This is a genomic window from Duganella vulcania (genome assembly GCF_009857655.1).
GTDB lineage: Bacteria > Pseudomonadota > Gammaproteobacteria > Burkholderiales > Burkholderiaceae_D > Rugamonas > Rugamonas vulcania.
The window spans coordinates 76,272-98,510 of the sequence record NZ_WWCX01000018.1 but is presented as its reverse complement, the minus strand read 5'-3'; the positions used below and the strand labels follow the sequence as shown (position 1 = coordinate 98,510).

The 22,239-nt window shown below is 64.0% G+C and carries 21 protein-coding genes; 20 read left to right on the top strand and 1 reads right to left on the bottom strand.

Features of this window, described 5'->3' with window-relative positions; genetic code table 11:
* Positions 1-224, bottom strand: a 224-nt coding sequence (locus GTP90_RS13525) for a hypothetical protein (protein ID WP_161084032.1), incomplete at its 3' end; no start/stop codon positions are given.
* Positions 225-366: 142 nt separating this feature from the next.
* Between GTP90_RS13525 and GTP90_RS13520 the strand changes: the two genes are divergently transcribed.
* The 20 genes from GTP90_RS13520 to GTP90_RS13425 all read left to right on the top strand — a co-directional run bounded on the left by GTP90_RS13520 (position 367) and on the right by GTP90_RS13425 (position 22,226).
* Positions 367-1,422, top strand: a complete 1,056-nt coding sequence (locus GTP90_RS13520) for a DUF3667 domain-containing protein (RefSeq protein WP_161084031.1) — start codon at positions 367-369, stop codon at positions 1,420-1,422.
* Between the two features lie 158 nt (positions 1,423-1,580).
* A complete protein-coding gene (locus tag GTP90_RS13515; protein WP_161084030.1) occupies positions 1,581-2,489 on the top strand; it encodes an NAD kinase in 909 nt (302 codons plus the stop codon).
* Positions 2,490-2,504: 15 nt separating this feature from the next.
* Positions 2,505-4,157 (top strand): DNA repair protein RecN, encoded by a 1,653-nt coding sequence (recN, locus tag GTP90_RS13510; RefSeq protein WP_161084029.1) that lies wholly within the window; start codon positions 2,505-2,507, stop codon positions 4,155-4,157.
* A 75-nt stretch (positions 4,158-4,232) separates the two neighbouring features.
* Positions 4,233-4,472 (top strand): FitA-like ribbon-helix-helix domain-containing protein, encoded by a 240-nt coding sequence (locus GTP90_RS13505; protein WP_161084028.1) that lies wholly within the window; start codon positions 4,233-4,235, stop codon positions 4,470-4,472.
* A complete protein-coding gene (locus GTP90_RS13500) occupies positions 4,469-4,711 on the top strand; it encodes a PIN domain-containing protein (RefSeq protein WP_371875051.1) in 243 nt (80 codons plus the stop codon). Before GTP90_RS13505 ends, GTP90_RS13500 begins: the two co-directional genes overlap by 4 nt.
* A gap of 222 nt (positions 4,712-4,933) precedes the next feature.
* Positions 4,934-6,043 (top strand): ferrochelatase, encoded by a 1,110-nt coding sequence (hemH, locus tag GTP90_RS13495; RefSeq protein WP_161084027.1) that lies wholly within the window; start codon positions 4,934-4,936, stop codon positions 6,041-6,043.
* Between the two features lie 414 nt (positions 6,044-6,457).
* Positions 6,458-7,000, top strand: a complete 543-nt coding sequence (gene grpE, locus GTP90_RS13490; RefSeq protein WP_161084026.1) for a nucleotide exchange factor GrpE — start codon at positions 6,458-6,460, stop codon at positions 6,998-7,000.
* A gap of 100 nt (positions 7,001-7,100) precedes the next feature.
* Positions 7,101-9,053 carry a molecular chaperone DnaK gene (gene dnaK / locus GTP90_RS13485; RefSeq protein ID WP_161084025.1) on the top strand — a complete coding sequence of 651 codons (1,953 nt, stop codon included), beginning with the start codon at positions 7,101-7,103 and terminating at the stop codon, positions 9,051-9,053.
* A gap of 133 nt (positions 9,054-9,186) precedes the next feature.
* Positions 9,187-10,314, top strand: coding sequence for a molecular chaperone DnaJ (gene dnaJ, locus GTP90_RS13480; RefSeq protein ID WP_117014047.1), 1,128 nt, complete (start codon positions 9,187-9,189; stop codon positions 10,312-10,314).
* Between the two features lie 101 nt (positions 10,315-10,415).
* Positions 10,416-11,093 carry a carbonate dehydratase gene (can, locus tag GTP90_RS13475; RefSeq protein WP_161084024.1) on the top strand — a complete coding sequence of 226 codons (678 nt, stop codon included), beginning with the start codon at positions 10,416-10,418 and terminating at the stop codon, positions 11,091-11,093.
* 102 nt (positions 11,094-11,195) lie between these two features.
* On the top strand, positions 11,196-11,819 hold the full coding sequence (locus GTP90_RS13470; RefSeq protein ID WP_117014234.1) for an ANTAR domain-containing response regulator: 624 nt from the start codon (positions 11,196-11,198) through the stop codon (positions 11,817-11,819).
* 382 nt (positions 11,820-12,201) lie between these two features.
* Positions 12,202-13,374, top strand: coding sequence for a CmpA/NrtA family ABC transporter substrate-binding protein (locus tag GTP90_RS13465; RefSeq protein ID WP_161084023.1), 1,173 nt, complete (start codon positions 12,202-12,204; stop codon positions 13,372-13,374).
* A gap of 12 nt (positions 13,375-13,386) precedes the next feature.
* Positions 13,387-14,289, top strand: a complete 903-nt coding sequence (ntrB, locus tag GTP90_RS13460; protein ID WP_161084022.1) for a nitrate ABC transporter permease — start codon at positions 13,387-13,389, stop codon at positions 14,287-14,289.
* A gap of 12 nt (positions 14,290-14,301) precedes the next feature.
* Positions 14,302-15,108, top strand: a complete 807-nt coding sequence (locus GTP90_RS13455) for an ABC transporter ATP-binding protein (RefSeq protein WP_161084021.1) — start codon at positions 14,302-14,304, stop codon at positions 15,106-15,108.
* Positions 15,108-15,779 (top strand): methyl-accepting chemotaxis protein, encoded by a 672-nt coding sequence (locus GTP90_RS13450; protein ID WP_161084020.1) that lies wholly within the window; start codon positions 15,108-15,110, stop codon positions 15,777-15,779. The genes GTP90_RS13455 and GTP90_RS13450 overlap by 1 nt, the downstream gene beginning before the upstream one ends.
* A gap of 24 nt (positions 15,780-15,803) precedes the next feature.
* Positions 15,804-16,622: a uroporphyrinogen-III C-methyltransferase gene (gene cobA / locus GTP90_RS13445; protein WP_254451848.1), complete on the top strand. Its 819-nt coding sequence runs from the start codon at positions 15,804-15,806 to the stop codon at positions 16,620-16,622.
* Positions 16,623-16,803: 181 nt separating this feature from the next.
* Complete coding sequence (locus GTP90_RS13440) at positions 16,804-18,108, top strand: MFS transporter (RefSeq protein WP_161084019.1); 1,305 nt, start codon at positions 16,804-16,806, stop codon at positions 18,106-18,108.
* 17 nt (positions 18,109-18,125) lie between these two features.
* Positions 18,126-20,657, top strand: coding sequence for a nitrite reductase large subunit NirB (nirB, locus tag GTP90_RS13435; protein ID WP_161084018.1), 2,532 nt, complete (start codon positions 18,126-18,128; stop codon positions 20,655-20,657).
* 10 nt (positions 20,658-20,667) lie between these two features.
* Positions 20,668-21,015 carry a nitrite reductase small subunit NirD gene (nirD, locus tag GTP90_RS13430; RefSeq protein WP_161084017.1) on the top strand — a complete coding sequence of 116 codons (348 nt, stop codon included), beginning with the start codon at positions 20,668-20,670 and terminating at the stop codon, positions 21,013-21,015.
* Between the two features lie 29 nt (positions 21,016-21,044).
* Entirely contained in the window at positions 21,045-22,226 is a 1,182-nt protein-coding gene (locus GTP90_RS13425; RefSeq protein WP_175048083.1) for an NAD(P)/FAD-dependent oxidoreductase, read from the top strand.
* Positions 22,227-22,239: the final 13 nt, after the last annotated feature.

The window sequence follows — 22,239 nt, the reverse complement described above, 5'->3', positions numbered from 1 at the left end:
TGGGCGGTGCCGGCGCGCGGCCCCGGTGCGCGCGCCTGCTGCACGCCGGGCTGGTTGTGCAGGTCGGTGTCGACCAGGCCGCGCTCGATGTCGCTGGCGGCCTGCTGCATCACGCTGCGCGGCTTGGGGTGCTGGGCGTCCGGCGACTCGTCGCGTTCGTGCGGCATGCGCTTGGCGCCGTCGTTCTTGACCTGGGCTTTGGTGTTGATGTGTGCGTCCTTCATGGCTGCCTCCTGTTCTTGTGGCCGCAACCATCTTAACCAGTTGTTTTTAGCACGGTCGCCACATTGAATTTTGACAACTCCCAGCCGAAGTCGTTTATCATTTGGACACTTTTTCCACGCCCTTAACGATCAGGATGTTTGCATGAGCACTGCCGTGAATCTGGAACACGACGCCCACGCGCCGTCGGCCAACTGCCCCAATTGCGAGGCGGTGGTCAGCGGCCACTTCTGCGCCAACTGCGGCCAGGAAGCCATCCTGCACCACGCCAGCACGCGCGAATTCCTGCACGAGTTCATCGGCCACTACGTGGCGCTGGAGGGCAAGCTGTGGGGCACCGTGATGCGCCTGCTGTTCCGGCCCGGCGCGCTGACCCTGGAATACATCCGCGGCCGCCGCGTGCGCTTTGTGCAGCCGCTGCGCCTGTACCTCACGCTGAGCCTGGTGTTCTTCGCGCTGATGAAGCTCACCAGCGGCTTCGACCCCGGCACGGAAGAGAGCAAGCCTGAACCCGCCGTCGCCACCACGGCGGCGGACGCGGCGCGCAAGGCCGCCAAGGTGCCGTCGGCGGCGCCCGGACAGCCCGAGGCCTCCACGCCCGAGGAGGCGGACAGCAGGCGCGCCGCCGAAGCGGCGATCGCGGCCATGCAAAAAGATTTCAAGCTGGAGGAATCCGCCAGCGCGCAAGCCAAGAAGGCGAAAGGCGGCACCGACGTCGATTTCACGCTGCTCGACAAGGACGGCGACTTCCTCAACCGCTGGCCGACGCTCCGGCACAAATGGCAGGCCTTCGAAGACCTGCCCGGCGGCGAGAAGGGCAAGGTCTTCACGGAAGGCTTCTACCACTACGCGCCGTACGCGATCTTCTGCCTGATGCCGGTGTTCGCGCTGATGCTCAAGGTGCTGTACCTCGGCTCGGGCAAGCGCTTCGGCGAGCACCTGCTGTTCGCGCTGCACACCAACGCCTTTGCCTTCTTCATCTACAGCGTGATCCTGGTGATGCCGTTCGGCCCCGTGAATTTCGTGCTGTGGTGCTGGCTGCTGGGCTACCTGCCGTGGGCCATGCGGCGCGTGTACGGCGGCAGCCGCTGGGGCGTGTTCCTGCGCTGGGGCACGCTGATGACGTTTTACTCGATCGCCATCGGCGTGGCGGTGTTCCTGTCGATGATGGCCGGGATCATGAGCATCGGCGCCCACTGAGCCGCCGCCGGGGTCCTTGCAGTCTGGCGGCGCGCACACTATACTGCGCAAAATACTGTTTAAACGTACAGTCGTGAGGCGGGCGGGCGATGGCACAAGCCTGCGTTATGGGTTACCCTGCTGCGTGTCGCCGACCTCACCCCCTAGCCGAGATTTTTATGACCGCCACGCACGCCGTATATCAAACCATCGCACTGGTCGTGCGCCAGAACACCGACGGCATCGCCGAATCGGTGCGCAGCGTGGTCGACCTGCTGCAGCGCGACGGCTACACCGCGGTGTTTGAAGAGCAGACCGCCGCCCATCTGGGCTTCGCGATGGACCGGGTGCGGGTGATGAGCGCCACCGAAATCGGCGCCCACTGCGACGCCGCCATCGTCATGGGCGGCGACGGCACCATGCTGGGCATCGCGCGCCAGCTGGCGCCGTTCGACGTGCCGCTGATCGGCATCAACCAGGGCCGCCTGGGCTTCATGACCGACATCCCGCTCGACGCCATGCTCGACGTGCTGCCCAAGATCCTGGCCGGCCGCTACAAGGCCGAGCGCCGCACGCTGCTCGAAGGGCGCGTGGTGCGCAACGGCGCCACCATCCACGTCGGCCTGGCCGTCAACGATGTCGTGGTCTCGCGCGGCGCCGGCGCCGGCATGGCCGAGCTGCGGGTCGACGTCGACGGCCACTTCATGTACAACCAGCGCTCCGACGGCTTGATCATCTCCACGCCCACCGGCTCGACCGCCTACGCGCTGTCGGCCGGCGGCCCGCTGCTGCATCCGAGCCTGGGCGGCGTGGTGCTGGTGCCGATCGCGCCGCACGCGCTGTCGAACCGGCCCATCGTGCTGCCCGAGTCCAGCGAGATCGTGGTGGAGATCGTGCGCGGGCGCGACATCAGCGTCAACTTCGACATGCAGACCTTCGCCAGCCTGACGGCGCAGGACCAGATCTTCATCCAGCGTTCGCCGCACTCGATCACCTTCCTGCACCCGGAAGGCTGGAGCTACTACAACACGCTGCGCGAAAAGCTGCACTGGAACGAACATCCTTCCGTTGAAGGCAAACTCAATTAACCTCACCAGGCTTCCATGCTCCGCACCTTGTCCATCCGCGATTTCGTCATTGTCGACACCATCGAACTGGAATTCTCCGCAGGCTTCACCGTCTTCACCGGCGAGACCGGCGCCGGCAAATCGATCCTGATCGACGCGCTGACGCTGGCGCTGGGCGGCCGCGGCGACGCCAGCGTGGTGCGCGAGGGCGCGGCCAAGGCCGACATCACGGCGGACTTCGCGCCCAGCGAGCAGGCGCGCGACTGGCTGGCCGCCAACGAGTTCGCGGCGGAGGAGGGCGGCGCGCTGCTGCGCCGCGTGATCGACAACGCCGGCCGCAGTAAGGCCTACATCAACGGCATCGCGGCCACGGCGGCGCAGCTGCGCGAGCTGGGCGACATGCTGGTCGACATCCACGGCCAGCACGCGCACCAGTCGCTGATGAAGACCGAGGCGCAGCGCGTGCTGCTCGACGGCCAGGCCGGCGCAGGCGGCGACGTCAAGGCGGTGACGCTGGCGTACAAGGCATGGCGCGCGCTGGCGCGGCAGCTGGAGGAGTTCGAGACCAACGCCGCCAACGTGCTGTATGAGCGCGAGCGGCTGGAGTGGCAGGTCAACGAGCTGGAAAAGCTGGCCGTCAAGCCGGGCGAGTGGGCCGAGGTGACCAATGAGCAGAGCCGCCTGTCGCACGCGGCCAGCCTGCTGGAGGGCGCGCAGGAGGCGCTGGCGGTGATCTCGGAGGCGGAGGAGCATCCTATCCTGTCGCAGCTGTCGTCGCTGAACCAGAAGCTGGGCAAGCTGGCCGGCATCGACACCGGCCTGCAGGCCATCGTCGACCTGATCGAGCCGGCGCGCATCCAGTTGCAGGAGGCCGTGTATGCGCTCAACGATTACCTCGACCGGGTCGACCTCGATCCCGAGCGGCTGCGCAGCGTGGAGGCGCGCATGGACGCGATCCATTCGGCGGCGCGCAAGTTCCGCGTCGGCGAGGAGCAGCTGCCGGAGGAGCATGCCAAGCTGGCCGAGCGCCTGTCGCGGATCGCCGACGCCAGCGACATCGAAGGCCTGCGCAAGCAGGAGGAAAAACTCAAGGCCGCGTACATGGAGCAGGCGCGGCGCCTGTCCGCCACGCGCGCCACGGCGGCCCGCCAGCTGAGCGACGCCGTCACCAAGGCGATGCAGGAACTGAACATGACGGGCGGCCGTTTCGAGGTCGCGCTCAACGCCGGCGAGCCTGGCGCGCATGGGCTGGAGCAGGTCGAGTTTCTGGTGGCCGGCCACGCGGGCGTGGCGCCACGGTCCTTGGCCAAGGTGGCGTCGGGCGGCGAACTGGCGCGCATCTCGCTGGCCATTTCCGTGATCACCTCGAACGCCACCACCACGCCGACACTGATCTTCGATGAAGTCGACAGTGGCATCGGCGGCGGCGTGGCCGAAGTGGTGGGGCGCCTGCTGCGCCGCCTGGGCCAGGAGCGCCAGGTGTTGTGCGTGACGCACTTGCCGCAGGTGGCCAGCCAGGCCGGCCAGCACTTCCAGGTGGCCAAGGGCACGCTGGAAAACGGCAAGACCGCCTCGCGCATCGACGTGCTGGACGCCAAGGCCCGCGTCGAGGAAGTGGCGCGCATGCTGGGCGGCCTGGAAATCACCGCCACCACCCGCAAGCACGCGCGCGAGCTGCTGGCCTCTTGATTCCCCTCAGCCGCGGCGCGCGGCTGGCGGTGATAAAACGCGCTATGATATTCAATGCCTGTCCAAGGTGAATATATGAGCGCGATTACTGTTCTCGATTTATCGGAAGAAATGCATCGTGCGCTGCAGGCGCGCGCGTCGCAGAATGGCCGCAGCGCCGAGGCTGAGGTGCTGGATATTCTTGAGAAGGCATTACGGTCTGACACGCGCCTGAAAATCGGCTCCGAACTGGCGGCCTTCGGGAAATCGTTCGGGGGAGTGGTATTGGCCGATGCGCGTGATCAGGCTCCGCTAAAGCCGGCAGAATACGAATGATCATCCTTGATACCAATGCCGTTTCGGAACCGATGAAGCCGAGCGGCAGCCCGGCTGTGCAGGCATGGCTAGACCGGCATCCCGCCGAAAATCTTTATTTAACCGCCACCAGCCTGGCAGAACTATTGGTTGGAATTGAGATTGCGGATCTTGCCGTTCGATCAGGCTGCTACGGCGCTTACCTATGCGTCACTGATGGCCCGCGCTCGCGCCACTGGACGCATCCTGTCTTTGGCTGACGGCCAAATTGCAGCGATTGCCGAATCGCGGCACTTTGTCGTTGCGACACGCGATACCGCACCATTTAACGCTATCAGCCTTCAAGTGATAAACCCTTGGACGGCCTGAATCTCGGTGGGCGGCTTCGAGTTTGACATGGGCGCCGGCGCTGATTTCCAACCACCGCCGCGCCAGGCTATCTATAATGGCAAGCTGTCCTATACACGCTGCCATTGGCCGACATGACCTTCTTAAAAGAACCTCCCCACAAGCACGGCACCGTTGGCCGTAGCGCCATCGTGCTGGTCAACCTGGGCACGCCCGACGCGCCCACCCGTTCGGCGGTGCGCCGCTACCTGAAGGAATTCCTGTCCGATCCGCGCGTGGTGGAAATTCCGCGCGCGGTCTGGTGGTTCATCCTCAACCTGATCATCCTGCCGTTCCGTTCCGGCCAGTCGGCGAAGAAATACGCGTCGATCTGGACCCGCGAGGGCTCGCCGCTGAAGGTGCACACCGCCGCCCAGGCCCTGCTGCTGCGCGGCGCGCTCGGCGAACGCGGCCACGAGAACCTGACCGTGGCCATGGCCATGCGCTACGGCTCGCCGTCGCTGCCGGAGGTGCTGTCCAAGCTCAAGGCCGACGGCGTCGGGCGCATCGTCGTGCTGCCCGCCTATCCGCAGTATTCCGGCACCACCACCGGCTCGATCTACGACGCCGTGTTCGAGCACTATGGCACGGTGCGCAATATTCCCGAGCTGCGCTTCGTGCGCAACTACCACGACCACGACGGCTACATCCGCGCGCTGCGCGACTCGGTGCAGGCGCACTGGGACGCGCACGGCCGTCCGGACAAGCTGGTGCTGAGCTTCCACGGCGTGCCCAAGCGCACGCTGATGCTGGGCGACCCCTACCACTGCGAATGCCTGAAGACCGCGCGCCTGCTGGCCACCGCGCTGAAACTGACGCCGGATCAATATGTGGTCACTTTCCAGTCGCGCTTCGGCAAGGCCGAGTGGCTGCAGCCCTACACCGCGCCCACCATCGCCCAGCTGGCGCGCGACGGCGTCCGGCGCGTGGACGTGCTGTGCCCCGGCTTTACCAGCGACTGCCTGGAAACGCTGGAGGAAATCTCGATGGAGGTGCGGCACGACTTCGAGCAGGCCGGCGGCAAAGAGTTCCACTACATCCCCTGCCTGAACGAAACCCCGGCCTGGATCGCCGCGATGGCGGAAATTGCCGAGCAGCACATGATCGGCTGGCCGACCCAGATGGCGCCGGCCCAGCACGATGAATTGAGGAAAGACGCGGAAACCGGCCGCGCGGCCGCCCTCAAACTGGGCGCCGCCGACTGAAAAGAGGCAAACTTGCCACAATTGCCCGCTTACGCCATCATCAGCACTTGCGGTCGATGAGTGCCAGCCTGTTAAAATACCCGACTGACGGGATCGGCTGCGTAGCAGATCCATGCCGTCGCCAGGACGATGTAGACCAGGATGGATGCTGCGATCAGTGGCAACTTCATGATGGATGCACTCCCTGAAAACCTGCCGCGACGGTTGTCTTTAGTACATCTTAGACGCTGCGCTGCAAAAGAGTAGAGCCTGCACAGACGAAGTTTTGTAACGCTTGATACATCAGGCCGCTTGCGGGGCAGCGGCGGCAAATGGCGCCAGGAATAACCCTTGAAAAGGTAGGTTATCGCCCCATTTGCTGCTGGTGCAGTATGAAAAGTAATGTCAAACAAATACGATAGTAGGAGTCTATAGATGCAAGATCAGGAAAACCAAGCCGTACCTAATCCAGAGGCGGCAGCTGCCGCTGCGTCGGCCCCGCCATCGACTCCTGACCAGCCTTCGCTGGAGGAGCAGCTGTCGGCCACCGAAGCGAAACTGGCCGAGATGCACGACGCCTTCATGCGCGCCAAGGCCGACGGCGAAAACATCCGTCGCCGCGCCCAGGAAGACGTGGCCAAGGCCCACAAATTTGCCGTCGAGAGCTTTGCCGAGGCCATGGTGCCGGTCAAGGACAGCCTGGAAATGGCGCTCAAGGTGGAAACGCCGTCGGTCGAATCGCTGAAGGAAGGCGTGGAAATGACGCTCAAGCAGCTGACCTCGGCGTTCGAGAAGAACCGCCTGCTGGAAATCTTGCCGGCCCAGGGCGAGAAGCTGGACCCGAACAAGCACCAGGCCGTCGCCGTGGTGCCTGCCGACCAGGAAGCCAATACGGTAGTTTCCGTATTGCAAAAAGGCTATATGATCGCGGACCGCCTGCTGCGTCCCGCCATCGTGACCGCGGCACAGGCGAAATAAGAAAATATTTTTGCCCGCGCGCCGAACTAAGCACTTGAAAACATACAGCTTTTCCACATATTAGTACCATCTGAACTTTAGCAAATAAGGAAGAAAAATCATGGGTAGAATTATCGGTATCGATCTGGGAACCACGAATTCCTGCGTTTCCATCATGGAAAACGGTCAGCCAAAGGTAATCGAAAACGCCGAAGGCGCGCGCACGACGCCCTCGATCATTGCTTACCAAGAAGATGGTGAAATCCTCGTCGGCTCGCCGGCCAAGCGCCAGGCAGTGACCAATCCGAAAAACACGCTGTTCGCCGTCAAGCGCCTCATCGGCCGCAAGTTCGACGAAAAAGAAGTGCAGAAGGACATCGGCCTGATGCCTTACTCGATCATGAAAGCCGACAACGGCGACGCATGGATCGGCGTGCGCGACAAGAAACTGGCCCCGCCGCAAATCTCGGCTGAAGTGCTGCGCAAGATGAAGAAAACGGCGGAAGACTACCTCGGTGAAGAAGTCACCGAAGCCGTCATCACCGTGCCTGCGTACTTCAACGACTCGCAGCGCCAGGCCACCAAGGACGCCGGCCGCATCGCGGGCCTGGACGTCAAGCGCATCATCAACGAACCAACCGCTGCCGCGCTGGCATTCGGCCTGGACAAGACCGACAAGGGCGACCGCAAGATCGCCGTGTATGACCTGGGCGGCGGTACCTTCGACGTGTCGATCATCGAGATCGCCGACGTCGATGGCGAAAAACAATTCGAAGTGCTGTCGACCAACGGCGACACCTTCCTGGGCGGCGAAGACTTCGACCAGCGCATCATCGATTACATCATCGACGAGTTCAAGAAGATCAACGGCCTGGACCTGAAAAAAGATCCGATCGCCCTGCAGCGCATCAAGGCCTCGGCCGAGCGCGCGAAGATCGAACTGTCGTCGTCGCAGCAGACCGAGATCAACGAGCCGTACATCGCCATGGCGAACGGCGCGCCGGTCCACCTGACGCTGAAGATGACCCGCGCCAAGCTGGAATCGCTGGTGGAAGAGCTGATCAACGCCACCATCGAGCCATGCCGCACCGCGATCAAGGACGCCGGCGTCAAAGTGTCCGACATCGACGACATCATCCTGGTCGGCGGTATGACCCGCATGCCGAAGGTGCAGGAAAAAGTTAAGGAGTTCTTCGGCAAGGACCCACGCAAGGACGTGAACCCGGACGAAGCCGTCGCTGTCGGCGCCGCGATCCAGGGCTCCGTGCTGTCGGGCGAGCGCAAGGACTTGCTGCTGCTGGACGTGACGCCTCTGTCGCTGGGTATCGAAACCCTGGGCGGCGTGATGACCAAGATGATCCACAAGAACACCACGATTCCTACCAAGTTCTCGCAAGTGTTCTCGACCGCCGACGACAACCAGCCTGCGGTGACCATCAAGGTCTACCAGGGCGAGCGTGAAATCGCGGCCGGCAACAAGGGCCTGGGCGAATTCAATCTGGAAGGCATCCCGCCGGCAGCACGCGGCACGCCACAGATCGAAGTGACCTTCGACATCGACGCCAACGGCATTCTGCACGTCGGCGCGAAAGACAAGGCCACCGGCAAAGAGAACAAGATCACGATCAAGGCCAACTCCGGCCTGACCGAAGCCGAGATCCAGAAGATGGTGAAGGACGCCGAAGTCAACGCCGAAGAAGACAAGAAAGTGAAAGAGCTGGCCGAGTCGCGCAACCAGGCCGACGCGCTGGTGCACTCGACCCGCAAGTCGCTGACCGAATACGGCGACAAGCTGGAAGCGGGCGAGAAGGAGAAGATCGAAGCGGCGATCACCGACCTGGAAGGTTCGATCAAGGCCGGCGACAAGGCCGAGATCGACGCCAAGGTGGCCGCGCTGTCGACCGCTTCGCAGAAGCTGGGCGAGAAGATGTACGCTGACATGCAGGCGCAGCAAGCCGCTGCCGGCGGCGGCGCCGAAGGCGGCGCTGGCCAGCAGGGCGCGGGCGCCGAGCAGGCCAAGCCACAGGACGACGTGGTGGACGCCGACTTCAAAGAAGTCAAAGACAGCAAGTAATCGGCAAGTAAGATCGCCATCCCCGCGCAGGCGGGGAGGACGAGCGCCGAGCCGTGCGGCCGTGGAAACGGCACCGGCTCGGCTTTTTAGCATAAACAGTACATCAGTATAAATACAGCAAGGTGCCGACAATATGGCAAAGCGAGATTTCTACGAGACACTTGGTGTCGCCAAAAACGCGTCGGAAGACGAGATCAAGAAGTCGTATCGCAAACTGGCGATGAAGTACCATCCGGACCGCAATCCGGATAGCAAAGAGTCGGAAGAAAAATTCAAGGAAGTCAAAGAAGCCTACGAGATGCTGACCAATCCGGAGAAGCGCGAGGCGTATGACCGCTATGGTCACGCCGGCGTCGACCCGAACATGGGCGGCGGAGGCGGCTTCGGTGGTGGCGCGGGCGGCTTCGGCGACGCCTTCGGCGACATCTTCGGCGACATCTTCGGTGGCGGCCGCGGCCGCAGCCAGGGCCCGCAGGTGTACCGCGGCGCCGACCTGCGCTACAACCTGGAGATCACGCTGGAGCAGGCCGCGCACGGCTTCGACACCACCATCCGCGTGCCGTCCTGGGACAAGTGCGACACCTGCCACGGTACCGGCGCCAAGCCGGGCACCTCGCCGGTGACGTGCTCGACCTGCGCGGGCCACGGCCAGGTGCGCATGCAGCAGGGCTTCTTCAGCATCCAGCAGACCTGCCCGAAATGCCACGGCACCGGCAAGATCATTCCGGAGCCATGCGCCGCATGCTCGGGCCAGGGCCGCATCAAGCGCAACAAGACGCTGGAAGTGAAGATCCCGGTCGGCATCGACAACGGCATGCGCATCCGCTCGTCCGGCAACGGCGAGCCGGGCACCAACGGCGGGCCGTCGGGCGATTTGTATGTGGAGATCCACATCAAGCCGCACAGCGTGTTCCAGCGCGAGGGCGACGACCTGCATTGCGAGATGCCGATCTCGTTCGCCAAGGCGGCTTTGGGCGGCGACATCGAGGTTCCGACATTGTCTGGTAAAGTATCGTTCACGATTCCCGAAGGCACCCAGTCGGGCAAGACCTTCCGCCTCAAGGGCAAGGGCATCAAGGGCGTGCGTTCCGGCTTCGCGGGCGACCTGTTCTGCCACGTGGCGGTCGAGACCCCGGTCAAGCTGACCGAGAAGCAGAAGGACATGTTGCGCGATTTCGAGAAGCTGACCACCGAGGGCGGCGCCAAGCACAGCCCGCAAAGCAAGACCTGGCGCGACAAGGTAAAGGATTTTTTTGAGTAGCCAGTTGAGTAACTGCGACGTCACGCAGTCTTGGTAATATCGGACCGCCGCGCCACCTTTCCGGGTGGACCGGCGGTCTTCTTATGTACGAGAGGAGCATCATGAGTGATCTGGACAACAGCAATTCCCCGTTGCGCGACCTGCTGGACAACAACCGCCGCTGGGCCGAATCCGAAGTCGAACGCGACCCGGACTTCTTCAACCGCCTGGCGCAACAAGCCTCGCCGGAGTACCTGTGGATAGGCTGCTCGGACAGCCGGGTGCCGGCAAATGAGCTGCTGGGCCTGGCGCCTGGCGACGTTTTCGTCCACCGCAACATCGCCAACGTGGTGGTGCATTCGGACCTGAACGCGCTGTCGGTGCTGCAGTTCGCCATCGACGTGCTGAAGGTGAAGCACGTGATCATCGTCGGCCACTACGGCTGCAAGGGCGTGCACGCGGCGATGACCGGCACCCGCGTCGGCCTGGCCGACAACTGGCTGCGCCATGTGCAGGACGTGCACCAGAAGCACGAGCGCTATCTGGGCGATGTCCTGACCAGCAAGCTGCGCGCCGAGCGCATGTGCGAGCTCAACGTGGTGGAGCAGGTGTCCAACGTCTGCCAGACCACCATCGTGCAGGACGCGTGGGACCGTGGCCAGGACGTGACGGTGCACGGCTGGGTCTACGGCCTGAAGGACGGCAAGCTGCACGACCTGGAGATGACCGTCGCCGCCGCCCACGAGCTGCAGCCGCGCGTGGCCAAGCGTCTGAGCGCGTATGAGGCGGACCTGGGCTGATCCGCGTTGCCGCTGGCAGAGAGTTGGCTTTGTGCCGTAGAATGGATTGATTCTTGCTTGCAGTAAGGCCATGAACTCTCTTCCATACTCCGCATGACGGCCATGAAACATTTACGTATCGTGGTCGTCAACACCATCATCCTGGCCGGCGACGAGGATGACGAGGCGCTGCGCGCGCAGGCCGAGCGGGCCCGCGCGCTGCGCATCGGCCTGCTGGAGGCGGGCTACGACATCGTCGCCTCGCTGCCGCCGGACATGTACCTGCCCGAGCGCATCGCGCAACTGCAGCCCGACATGATCATCGTCGACGCCGAATCCGACGCGCGCGACGTGCTGGAACACATCGTCATCGCCACCCGTGACGAGCGCCGCCCCATCGTCATGTTCACCGAGAGCGACGACACCGAGAGCATGGAGGCCGCCATGGCGGCCGGCGTGTCGGCCTACATCGTGGCCGGCCTGCAGAGCGACCGCATCAAGCCGGTGCTGCAGGTGGCGCTGGCGCGCTTCAAGCGCGAGCAGAAGCTGCTGGACGAACTGTCCGACACCAAGAGCAAGCTGGCCGAGCGCAAGATCATCGAGCGCGCCAAGGGCCTGTTAATGGAGCGCCAACGTTTCAGCGAAGAGCAGGCCTACCAAAAGCTGCGCAGCATGGCCATGAGCAAGAACCTCAAGCTGTCCGAGGTGGCCCAGCGCATCATCGACGTCGAAGATTTACTGGGCTGACGCCCGTCCAAAATGATGCACCGCGCAATCGCGGTGCGTTTTCCGCCCCACCGCACGGCACTCCGATCCGCCCCATCCCCCTGGCTTTCCCCTGCAAACTTGCTGGCATGGACATTGCATAGCCTGTAAGCAAGCGCAACGGTGCGCTTGATGTACCTCGCCAACGGCGGTGAGGTCCACCAGACAACGACGTCTACACACGTGAATCCGTTCACGTTGGGTAGACTTTTTTTTTGCCGTTTTGTTCTGCTGACTACATAAGGGATTTGCGATGGAATATGAAAAGCCACGAGCAGGGAACGACCTGCCATCCGATGCGAACACTGTAAACACCAAGCGTCGGCAAATCATTCATGGCGCAGGTCTTGTAGCAGGGGGAAGCATGTTGGGATTGGCAACGGGTGGGGTGTGGGCGGCGGGTTCGGACAAGCCGGAGAAGGAAGAAATCAAGATCGGCTTCATTCCGCTGACCGACTGCGCGTCGGTGGTGATGGCCTCGGTGCTGGGCTTCGACAAGAAATACGGCGTCAAGTTCGTGCTGAGCAAAGAGGCCTCGTGGGCCGGCGTGCGCGACAAGCTGGCCAACGGCGACCTGGACGCAGCCCATGTGCTGTATGGCCTGCTGTACGGCGTGCAGATGGGCATCGGCGGCCAGAAGAAGGACATGGCGGTGCTCATGGGCCTGAACAACAACGGCCAGGCCATCACGCTGTCGAAGAAGCTGGCCGACAAGGGCGCGGTCGATGGCGCGTCGCTGGCCAAGCTGATGCAGACCGACAAGCGCGAATACACCTTCGCCCAGACCTTCCCGACCGGCACCCACGCGATGTGGTTGTACTACTGGCTGGCCGCCAACGGCATCAATCCGATGAAGGACGCCAAGGTCATCACCGTGCCGCCGCCGCAGATGGTGGCCAATATGCGGGTCGGGAACATGGACGGCTTCTGCGTGGGCGAGCCGTGGGGTCACCGCGCCATCATGGACGGCGTCGGCATCACCGCCACCACCACCCAGGACATCTGGAAGGACCATCCCGAGAAGGTGCTCGGCTCGACGCTGGAATTCGCGAAGAAGCATCCGAACACCTGCCGCGCGATGATGGCCGCCATCCTTGACGCCAGCAAATGGATCGACGCCTCGCTGGCCAACAAGAACAAGATGGCCGAGGTGATCGCCGACAAATCCTACGTCAACACCAGCAAGGACGCGATCGACCAGCGCATCATGGGCCGCTACCAGAATGGCCTGGGCAAGACCTGGGACGACCAGAACTACATGAAGTTCTACAACGACGGCGCGGTCAACTTCCCTTACCTGTCGGACGGCATGTGGTTCATGACGCAGCACCGCCGCTGGGGCCTGCTGAAGGACGATCCGGATTACCTGGCCGTGGCCACCTCGGTCAACCAGATCGATTTGTACAAGGAAGCCGCGGCGATGACCAAGACACCGGTGCCGAAAAGCCCGCTGCGCACGTCGAAGCTGATGGATGGTTCCGTTTGGGACGGCAAGAACCCGAAAGCGTTCGCCGCCTCGTTCAAGATCAAAGCCTGATGAGGGAATGCCATGAACGCCATGCTCCAACCTGAAAGCGCCGCGCCCGTGCCGGCGGTTGTAGAAGTTGATGCGGCGCCGGTCCGCCGTCCACGCCGCCCGCTGGCCGCCAACGCGTCGACGCGCGCGCGGCAGCAGGTGTCCGCCACCGCGATGAAGATCGTCGCGCCGTTGCTGGGCGCCGCGCTGCTGGTGCTGGTCTGGCAGATCATCACCATCAACAACAGCAGCTTCCCGACGCCGCTGGTAACCTTGCAGGAAGCGGTCAAGCTGTTCTCCGATCCGTTCTACAGCAAAAGCCCGAACGACCAGGGCATAGGCTGGAACGTGCTCGCTTCGCTGCAGCGCGTGGCGGTGGGCTTCGGATTGGCGGCGCTGGTCGGCATCCCGCTGGGCTTTGTGATCGGCCGCGTGCAGTTCATCGGCAGCATGTTCGGGCCGATCATCAGTTTGCTCAAGCCGGTGTCGCCGCTGGCCTGGCTGCCTATCGGCCTGCTGGTGTTCAAGTCCGCCAACCCGGCCGCCATCTGGTCGATCTTCATCTGCTCGATCTGGCCGATGATCATCAACACCGCCGTCGGCGTGCAGCGCGTGCCGCAGGATTACATGAACGTGGCGCGGGTGCTCAACCTGACGGAGTGGAAGGTGCTGACCAAGATCCTGCTGCCGTCCGCGCTGCCCTACATCCTGACCGGCGTGCGCCTGTCGATCGGCACCGCGTGGCTGGTGATCGTCGCGGCCGAGATGCTGACCGGCGGCGTGGGCATCGGCTTCTGGGTGTGGGACGAGTGGAACAACCTCAATGTCCCGCACATCATCATCGCCATCGTCGCCATCGGCGTGGTCGGGCTGATGCTGGAGCAGGCGCTGATGGCGCTGGCCCGCGCCTTCACCTACGAACAAGTATCCAACTAAAGGAGCGCGATCATGGACGAGCCAAAATTCATCGATATCGAAGGCGTGGAGATGGTGTTCCACACCCGGAAGGGCGTATTCCACGCGCTGCGCGAGATCGACCTGACGGTGCGCAAGGGAGAGTTCATCACGCTGATCGGCCATTCGGGCTGCGGCAAGTCGACCTTGCTGAACCTGATCGCCGGCCTGCTCAAGCCCACGGACGGCGTGCTGTTGTGCGCCAACCGCGAGATCGCCGGGCCGTCGCCGGAGCGCTCGGTGGTGTTCCAGAACCACTCGCTGCTGCCGTGGCTGACCTGCTACGAGAACATCCACCTCGGCGTGGAGCGCGTGTTCGGCAAGACCGAAACGCGCAGCCAGCTGCGCGAGCGCACCTTGCAGGCCTTGGCGCTGGTCGGCCTGACGGCGGCGGAAGGCAAGCGTCCGCACGAGATCTCGGGCGGCATGAAGCAGCGTGTCGGCATCGCCCGCGCGCTGGCGATGGAGCCCAAGGTGCTGTTGATGGACGAGCCGTTCGGCGCGCTCGACGCGTTGACGCGCGCGCACCTGCAGGACGAGCTGTTGAAGATCGTCGCCGCCACCAAGTCGACCGTGGTGATGGTCACGCACGATGTGGACGAGGCGGTACTGCTGTCCGACCGCATCGTGATGATGACCAACGGCCCGGCCGCCACCATCGGCGAGATCGTCGACGTGCGGCTGGATCGTCCGCGCGACCGCGTGGCGCTGGCGCAGGATGCGCGCTACGGCGAGTACCGCACGGCGGTGCTGGAGTTCTTGTACCGCAAACAGGCGCATCCCGCGAAGGAAGCCGCCTGATGGATATGACCACGCCCCCACTGGCGCCGGAGAGCGCCGACACCAAGGCGCTGTCCGGTGAAGTGTTCGGCGCGTTGATCAATCTGTCGGGCCGCCGGCGCTTCCTGTCGCAGCGCATCGTGCTGTACGCGCTGCTGGCGTCGCAAGGGCAGCAGGACGCTGCCGCCATCGCGCAGGAGGCGCTGGCGGTGTTCCGTGGCGCGAACAAGTCCCTGCTGGCCGAGAAGGATGGCCTGCCGGGTGTGTTCTGTACCGAACTGCGGGAGGCTTACTTCGGCAAGCTGGATGGCGACCGGCAGATCACCGCCTTCGCCGACTTGGGCGAATGCACCCTGAAGTCGATCGCACTGGGATCGCCGCAGACGGCGGAACTGCTGGCGGAGCTGGTGCGCATCACCACGCCGACGCTGGCGATCCTCAACACCATCACCAGCATCTACGAAGAGCAGGCGAAGAAGCACGCCCGCATGGTGCGCAAGCAGCTGCGTGGCGTGATCACCGATATCGACACCATCAACCGCCAGGCGCGGATGGTGGCCTTCAACGCACGCATCGTCGCGGCGAGGGCGGGGCACGCGGGCAAGGAATTTTCGGTGGTGGCGGGCGTGCTGTCCAACATCACCGGCGAGATCGATGAAATGGTCAACGCGGCGCTGGCCGCGGCAGGATAGTTAGAACTTCATGAGGAGAACATCATGGGCAGCGTAACCCTGGTAGGCGCCGGTCCCGGCGATCCGGAACTGTTGACGTTAAAGGCCGTCCACGCCATCGAACGCGCCGACGTGGTGTTGATCGACGATTTGGTCAATCCGGAGATACTCAACTTCGCGCCATCGACGGCGCGGGTGATCCAGGTCGGCAAGCGAGGCGGCTGCGCCTCCACGCCGCAGGAATTCATCGAGCGCCTGATGATCGCCGAGGCGCGCGCGGGGCACCGTGTGGTGCGCCTGAAGGGCGGCGATCCATATATGTTCGGGCGTGGCGGCGAAGAGCGGGCATCGCTGCGCGCGCATGGCATCGAGGTGGACGTGGTACCGGGCATCAGCAGCGGCCTGGCCGCGCCGGCCAGCATCGGCATCCCTTTGACGCACCGCTCGTGGAGCCAGGGCGTGACCTTCGTCACGGGCCACGGCAAGGATGCAGAATCCGAACCCGAATGGAAAGCGCTGGCGCAGAGCGGCCTGACGCTGGTGATCTACATGGGCGTGGCCCGTGTGGACGCAATCCAGGCCGGCCTGCTGGCAGGCGGCGCGGCGGCCGACACGCCGGTGGCGGTGGTGCAATCGGCCACGCGCGACAACCAGCGCCAGTTGATCACAACCCTGGGCCAGCTGCCGCAAGCGCTGCGCGCCAGTGGCCTGGGCAGCCCAAGCATCATCGTCGTCGGCGACGTGGTGCGCTGCGCCGACGACATCCATGCACCGCTGGTGCGCACCGATAGCGTGCAATCGTGCACCGCAACATCGCACCGTGGCGGCGTAATCCAGGCCCGTCGCGGCCATCTCCCTCTGTAAACACGTGGCGAGCGGGCTGGCACAGCTCTTGCAATACAAAGGCTAAGGGATCAACGGCGATCCCCCCGAATACATCAGCCGACCCAATGGCGGGTTGGCAGGACAACGGCGTCCGCCCAACCCGGTCTTAGGTGACCTTGGTTGTGCGGGCGCCTTTTTGTTTTCTGAACGGGATAAAAAAATGGCCACCAAAGCTACCAGCATCAAGCTCTTTTCCATCTCGACGCCGCAGATGCGCGCGTTCCACCTGACCTGGATGGCGTTCTTCGTCTGCTTCTTCGCGTGGTTCGCCTGCGCGCCGCTGATGCCTGTGATTAAAGGTGAATTCGGCCTGAGCGTCGCGCAGATCGCCAACATCAATATCGCCGCAGTCGCCATCACCATCCTCGTGCGGCTGGTGGTCGGCCCGCTGTGCGACCACTTCGGCCCGCGCAAAACCTATACCGGCTTGCTGCTGCTCGGCTCCATCCCGGTGATCGGCGTGGCTTTCGCGCAGAGCTACGAGAGCTTCCTGTTCTTCCGCCTCGGGATCGGCGCGGCCGGCGCCAGCTTCGTCATCACGCAGTACCACACCTCGGTGATGTTCGCGCCTAAAGTGGTCGGCACCGCCAACGCCGCTGCCGCAGGCTGGGGCAATGCAGGCGGCGGCGTGGCACAAGCGACGATGCCCCTGCTGATGACCGCCATGATCATGCTGGGCGTGAGCGAAACCTACGGCTGGCGCGCCGCGCTGATCGTGCCGGGCGTCCTGATGATCATCATGGCCGGCGTCTACTACCGCTTTACGCAGGACTGCCCGCAAGGGAACTTCACCGAACTGCGCGCGGCCGGCATCGCCATCGAAGGCGGTAAAAAAGGCGGCTGGGAGAGCTTCAAGCTGGCCTCCGTCAACTACCGCGTATGGATGCTGTTCATTACCTACGGCGCCTGCTTCGGCATCGAGATCTTCATCCACAACATCGCCGCGATCTACTACGTCGACCACTTCAAACTGACGCTGGCCCAAGCCGGCATGGCGGCGGGCAGCTTCGGCCTGCTGGCGTTGTTCGCCCGTGCGCTGGGCGGCTGGGTGTCGGACAAATTCGCCGCCGCCGGCAACCTGAATAACCGCGTCACGTTGCTGTTCGTGCTGATGCTGGGCGAAGGCGCCGGCCTGCTGATGTTCGCCAACGCCGGCAGCGCCGCGCTGGCGATCGGCGCCATGCTGGTCTTCGGCCTGTTCACCCACATGGCCTGCGGCGCCACCTACGCCATCGTGCCTTTCGTCGACAAGCGCGCCCTGGGCGGCGTGGCCGGCATCATCGGCGCGGGCGGCAACGTCGGCGCCGTGGCCGCGGGCTTCCTGATGAAAGGCCTGGGCAATACGCAGCAGACGCTGAGCATCCTGGGCATCGTCGTCGGCGCATCCGCATTGTGTGCACTGGCGGCGCGCTTCAGCAGCAGCGCCGTCGAAGAAACCGCAACCGCCACCAAGCTGGCAGCTTAAGAGCTTAAGAGGACATCATGAAGATCATCGTTATCGGCCACGGCATGGTTGGCCACAAATTCCTGGAAAGCCTGGCCAACAGCGGCGCCGCCAACCTGCAGGTGACGGTGCTGTGCGAAGAGCCTCGCCCCGCCTACGACCGCGTGCACCTATCCGAATTCTTCTCCGGTAAATCGGCGGAAGACCTGTCGCTGGTGAAGCCGGGCTTCTTCGAGCGCGACGACATGGTGCTGCGGCTGAACACCCGCGCCACCCAGATCGACACCGCCGCCAAGACCGTCACCACGGCAGACGGCAATGTGCTGGACTACGACAAGCTGGTGATCGCCACCGGTTCCTTCCCGTTCGTGCCGCCGCTGCCGGGCAAGGAGCGCAAGGACTGCTTCGTCTACCGCACCATCGAAGACCTGGAAGCGATGCTCGAATGCGGCAAGCGCTCCAAGACCGGCGTCGTCATCGGCGGCGGCCTGCTGGGCCTCGAATGCGCCAAGGCGCTGCGCGACATGAACCTGGACACCCACGTGGTCGAATTCTCGCCGCGCCTGATGGCGGTGCAGGTGGACGACGGCGGCGCGCGCGTGCTGCGCCGGAAGATCGAGCAACTGGGCGTGACCGTCCACACGGGCAAGAACACCACCGCCATTGTCGATGGCGTCGACGGCACCCACCGCATGGAGTTCGCCGACGGCGGCCACCTGGACGCGGACATGATCGTGTTCTCGGCCGGTATCCGCCCGCGCGACATGCTGGCGCGCGAGAGCGGCCTGGCCATCGGCCCACGCGGCGGCATCGAGATCAACAACAACTGCGTCACCTCCAACCCGGACGTCTACGCCATCGGCGAGTGCGCGCTGTGGGGCGGTTTGATCTTCGGCCTGGTGGCGCCTGGCTACGAGATGGCGCGTGTCGCGGCCAAGCATATCCTTGGCGAGGCGGCGGAATTCGCCGGCGCCGATATGAGCACCAAGCTGAAACTGATGGGCGTGGACGTGGCCAGCATTGGCGACCCGCACGGCAAGGTCGAAGGCAGCCGCTCCTACCAGTTCACCGATGAGCGCAAGCAGATCTACAAGAAGATCGTCGTTTCCGATTGCGGCAAGTACCTGCTGGGCGGCGTGATGGTGGGCGACGCCAGCGAATACGGCACGCTGCTGCAGATGATGCTGAACAAAATCGAACTGCCGGAATCGCCGGAGTTCCTGATCCTGCCGCAGTCGGACGGCGCGGCCAAGCCGGGCCTGGGCGTGGACGCGCTGCCTGAAAGCGCGCAGATCTGCTCCTGCAACGACGTGTCCAAAGGCGCGTTGTGCGGCGCGGTGGCCGGTGGCGCCACCACCATCGGCGAACTGAAAAGCTGCACCAACGCCGGCACCTCCTGCGGCGGCTGCGTGCCGCTGGTGACGCAGGTGATGAAGGCCGAGATGAAAAAGCTCGGCATGGCCGTGAACAACCACGTGTGCGAACACTTCGCCTACTCGCGCCAGGAGCTGTTCCACCTGATCAAAGTAGGCCAGATCAAGACCTTCGGCGACCTGCTGGCCAAGCATGGCAAGGGCCTGGGCTGCGACGTCTGCAAACCGCTGGCCGCCAGCATCCTGGCCTCGGTATGGAACGACTTCGTGCTGAAGAAGGAACACGCCAGCCTGCAGGACACCAACGACTACTTCCTCGGTAACATCCAGAAGGACGGCACCTACTCGGTGGTGCCGCGCATGCCGGGCGGCGAAGTCACGGCCGATGGCCTGATCGCGGTCGGCATGGTCGCCAAGAAGTACCAGCTGTACACCAAGATCACCGGCGGCGCCCGCGTCGATTTGTTCGGCGCCCGCGTCGAGCAGCTGCCGCTGATCTGGGAAGAGCTGATCGCCGCCGGCTTTGAATCCGGCCACGCCTACGGCAAGTCGCTGCGCACGGTCAAATCCTGCGTCGGCTCGACTTGGTGCCGTTACGGCGTCGACGATTCCATCGGCCTGGCGATCGAACTGGAAAACCGCTACAAGGGCCTGCGCACGCCGCACAAGATCAAGTTCGGCGTATCGGGCTGCACCCGCGAGTGCGCCGAGGCGCAGGGCAAGGACGTCGGTGTGATCGCCACCGAAAAGGGCTGGAACCTTTACGTGTGCGGCAACGGCGGCATGAAGCCACGCCACGCCGAGCTGTTGGCCACGGACCTGGACAAGGCCACGCTGGTCAAGTACATCGACCGCTTCCTGATGTTCTACACCCGCACCGGCGACCGCCTGCAGCGCACCAGCGTATGGCGCGAAAACCTGGAAGGCGGTCTGGATTACCTGAAGCAGGTCGTCGTCAACGACAAGCTGGGCATCGGCGCCGAACTGGAAGCCGATATGCAGCACGTCGTCGACACCTATGCATGCGAGTGGAAGGAAGCTGTCGAGAATCCTGAAACCCGCAAGCGCTTCCGCCACTTCGTCAACAGCGAGAAGGGCGACGAGAACGTGTTGTTCATGGAAGAACGCGGACAGATTCGTCCGGCCACCGTGGAAGAGCGCAAGCGCGTGATTCCGATCGCAGTCAAGGCAGCTTGAGGAGAACATTATGCATCGCGATATTCAAACCGATAACTGGATCGCCGTCTGCAACCTGGACGAGATTGTGCCCAACACCGGCGTGTGCGCGCTGTTGAACAAGCAGCAGGTCGCCGTGTTCCATGTGGACGACGGCAGCGCGCGCGTATTCGCCATCGATAACTACGATCCGAATTCCGAAGCCGCCGTGCTGTCGCGCGGCCTGGTGGGCAACCTGGGCGAGCGCATCGTGGTCGCCTCGCCGATCTACAAGCAGCACTTCGACTTGCAAACGGGCGAATGCCTGGAGGCGCCGCACCATTCGGTCGGTACCTATCCCGCCCGCATCGACGGCGGCAAAGTCTGGGTCGGCCTGTGAAACCCGCGCTGGTCGTGATCGGCAACGGCATGGCCGGCATGCGTACGGTGGAGGAGCTGTACAAGCTGGCGCCGGACATGTACGACATCACCGTGTTCGGCGCCGAGCCGCACGGTAACTACAACCGCATCCTGCTGTCGCCTGTACTGGCCGGCGAGAAGAGCATGGAAGACATCATGCTCAACACGCGCGAATGGTACGTCCAGCATGGCATCACGCTGCACGCTGGCGATCCGGTCGAGCACATCGACCGCCGCAAGCGCATCGTGCGCGCCCGCTCCGGGCTGGAAGTGCGCTACGACCGGCTGCTGATCGCCACCGGCTCCAAGCCCTTCATCATTCCCGTGCCGGGCCACGAGCTGTCCGGCGTGCTGGCCTTCCGCGACATCCAGGACGTGGAGAGCATGCTGGCGATGGCGCGCAACCACCGCCACGCCGTGGTGATTGGCGGCGGCCTGTTGGGCCTCGAGGCGGCCAACGGCCTGCAACGGCAAGGCATGTCCGTCACCGTGGTGCACGTGACCGATGCGCTGATGAACCAGCAGCTCGACAAGCCCGCCGCGCTGCTGCTGCAAAAGGCGCTGGAAGCCAAGGGGTTGAAGTTCATGATGAACGCGCAGACCGCCGAAATCGTCGGCCCGGACCGCGCGCGCGCGGTGCGCTTCAAGGACGGCAGCGAGATTCCGGCGGACCTGGTGGTGATGACCGCCGGCGTGCGTCCCAACATCGACCTGGCCAAGGCGGCCGGCCTGCACTGCGAACGCGCCATCGTCGTCGACGACACGCTGCAAACCTACGATCCGCGCGTGTACGCCGTCGGCGAATGCGTGCAACATCGCAGCGCCACTTTTGGCCTGGTGGCGCCGATCTGGGACCAGGCGCGCGTCTGCGGCGCCCACCTGGCCGGCGCCGGCGTGCGCCGCTACGTGCAGCAAACGTCGCCGACGCGCCTGAAGGTGACCGGCGTGGACCTGTACTCGGTCGGTGACTTCATCGGCGGCGAGGGCAGCGAGGACCTGGTGCTGCGCGACGCGCGGCGCGGCGTCTACAAGCGGCTGGTGTTGAAGGACGGCCGCGTGACCGGCGCCGTGCTGTATGGCGACGTCAAGGACGGCCCGTGGTACTTCAACCTGATTCAAAACCGCACCGACATTACGCCGATCCGGCAAAACCTGTTGTTTGGCGAAGCGCTGTCCGCGCGCGCCGCATGATTTGAGCGAGAAG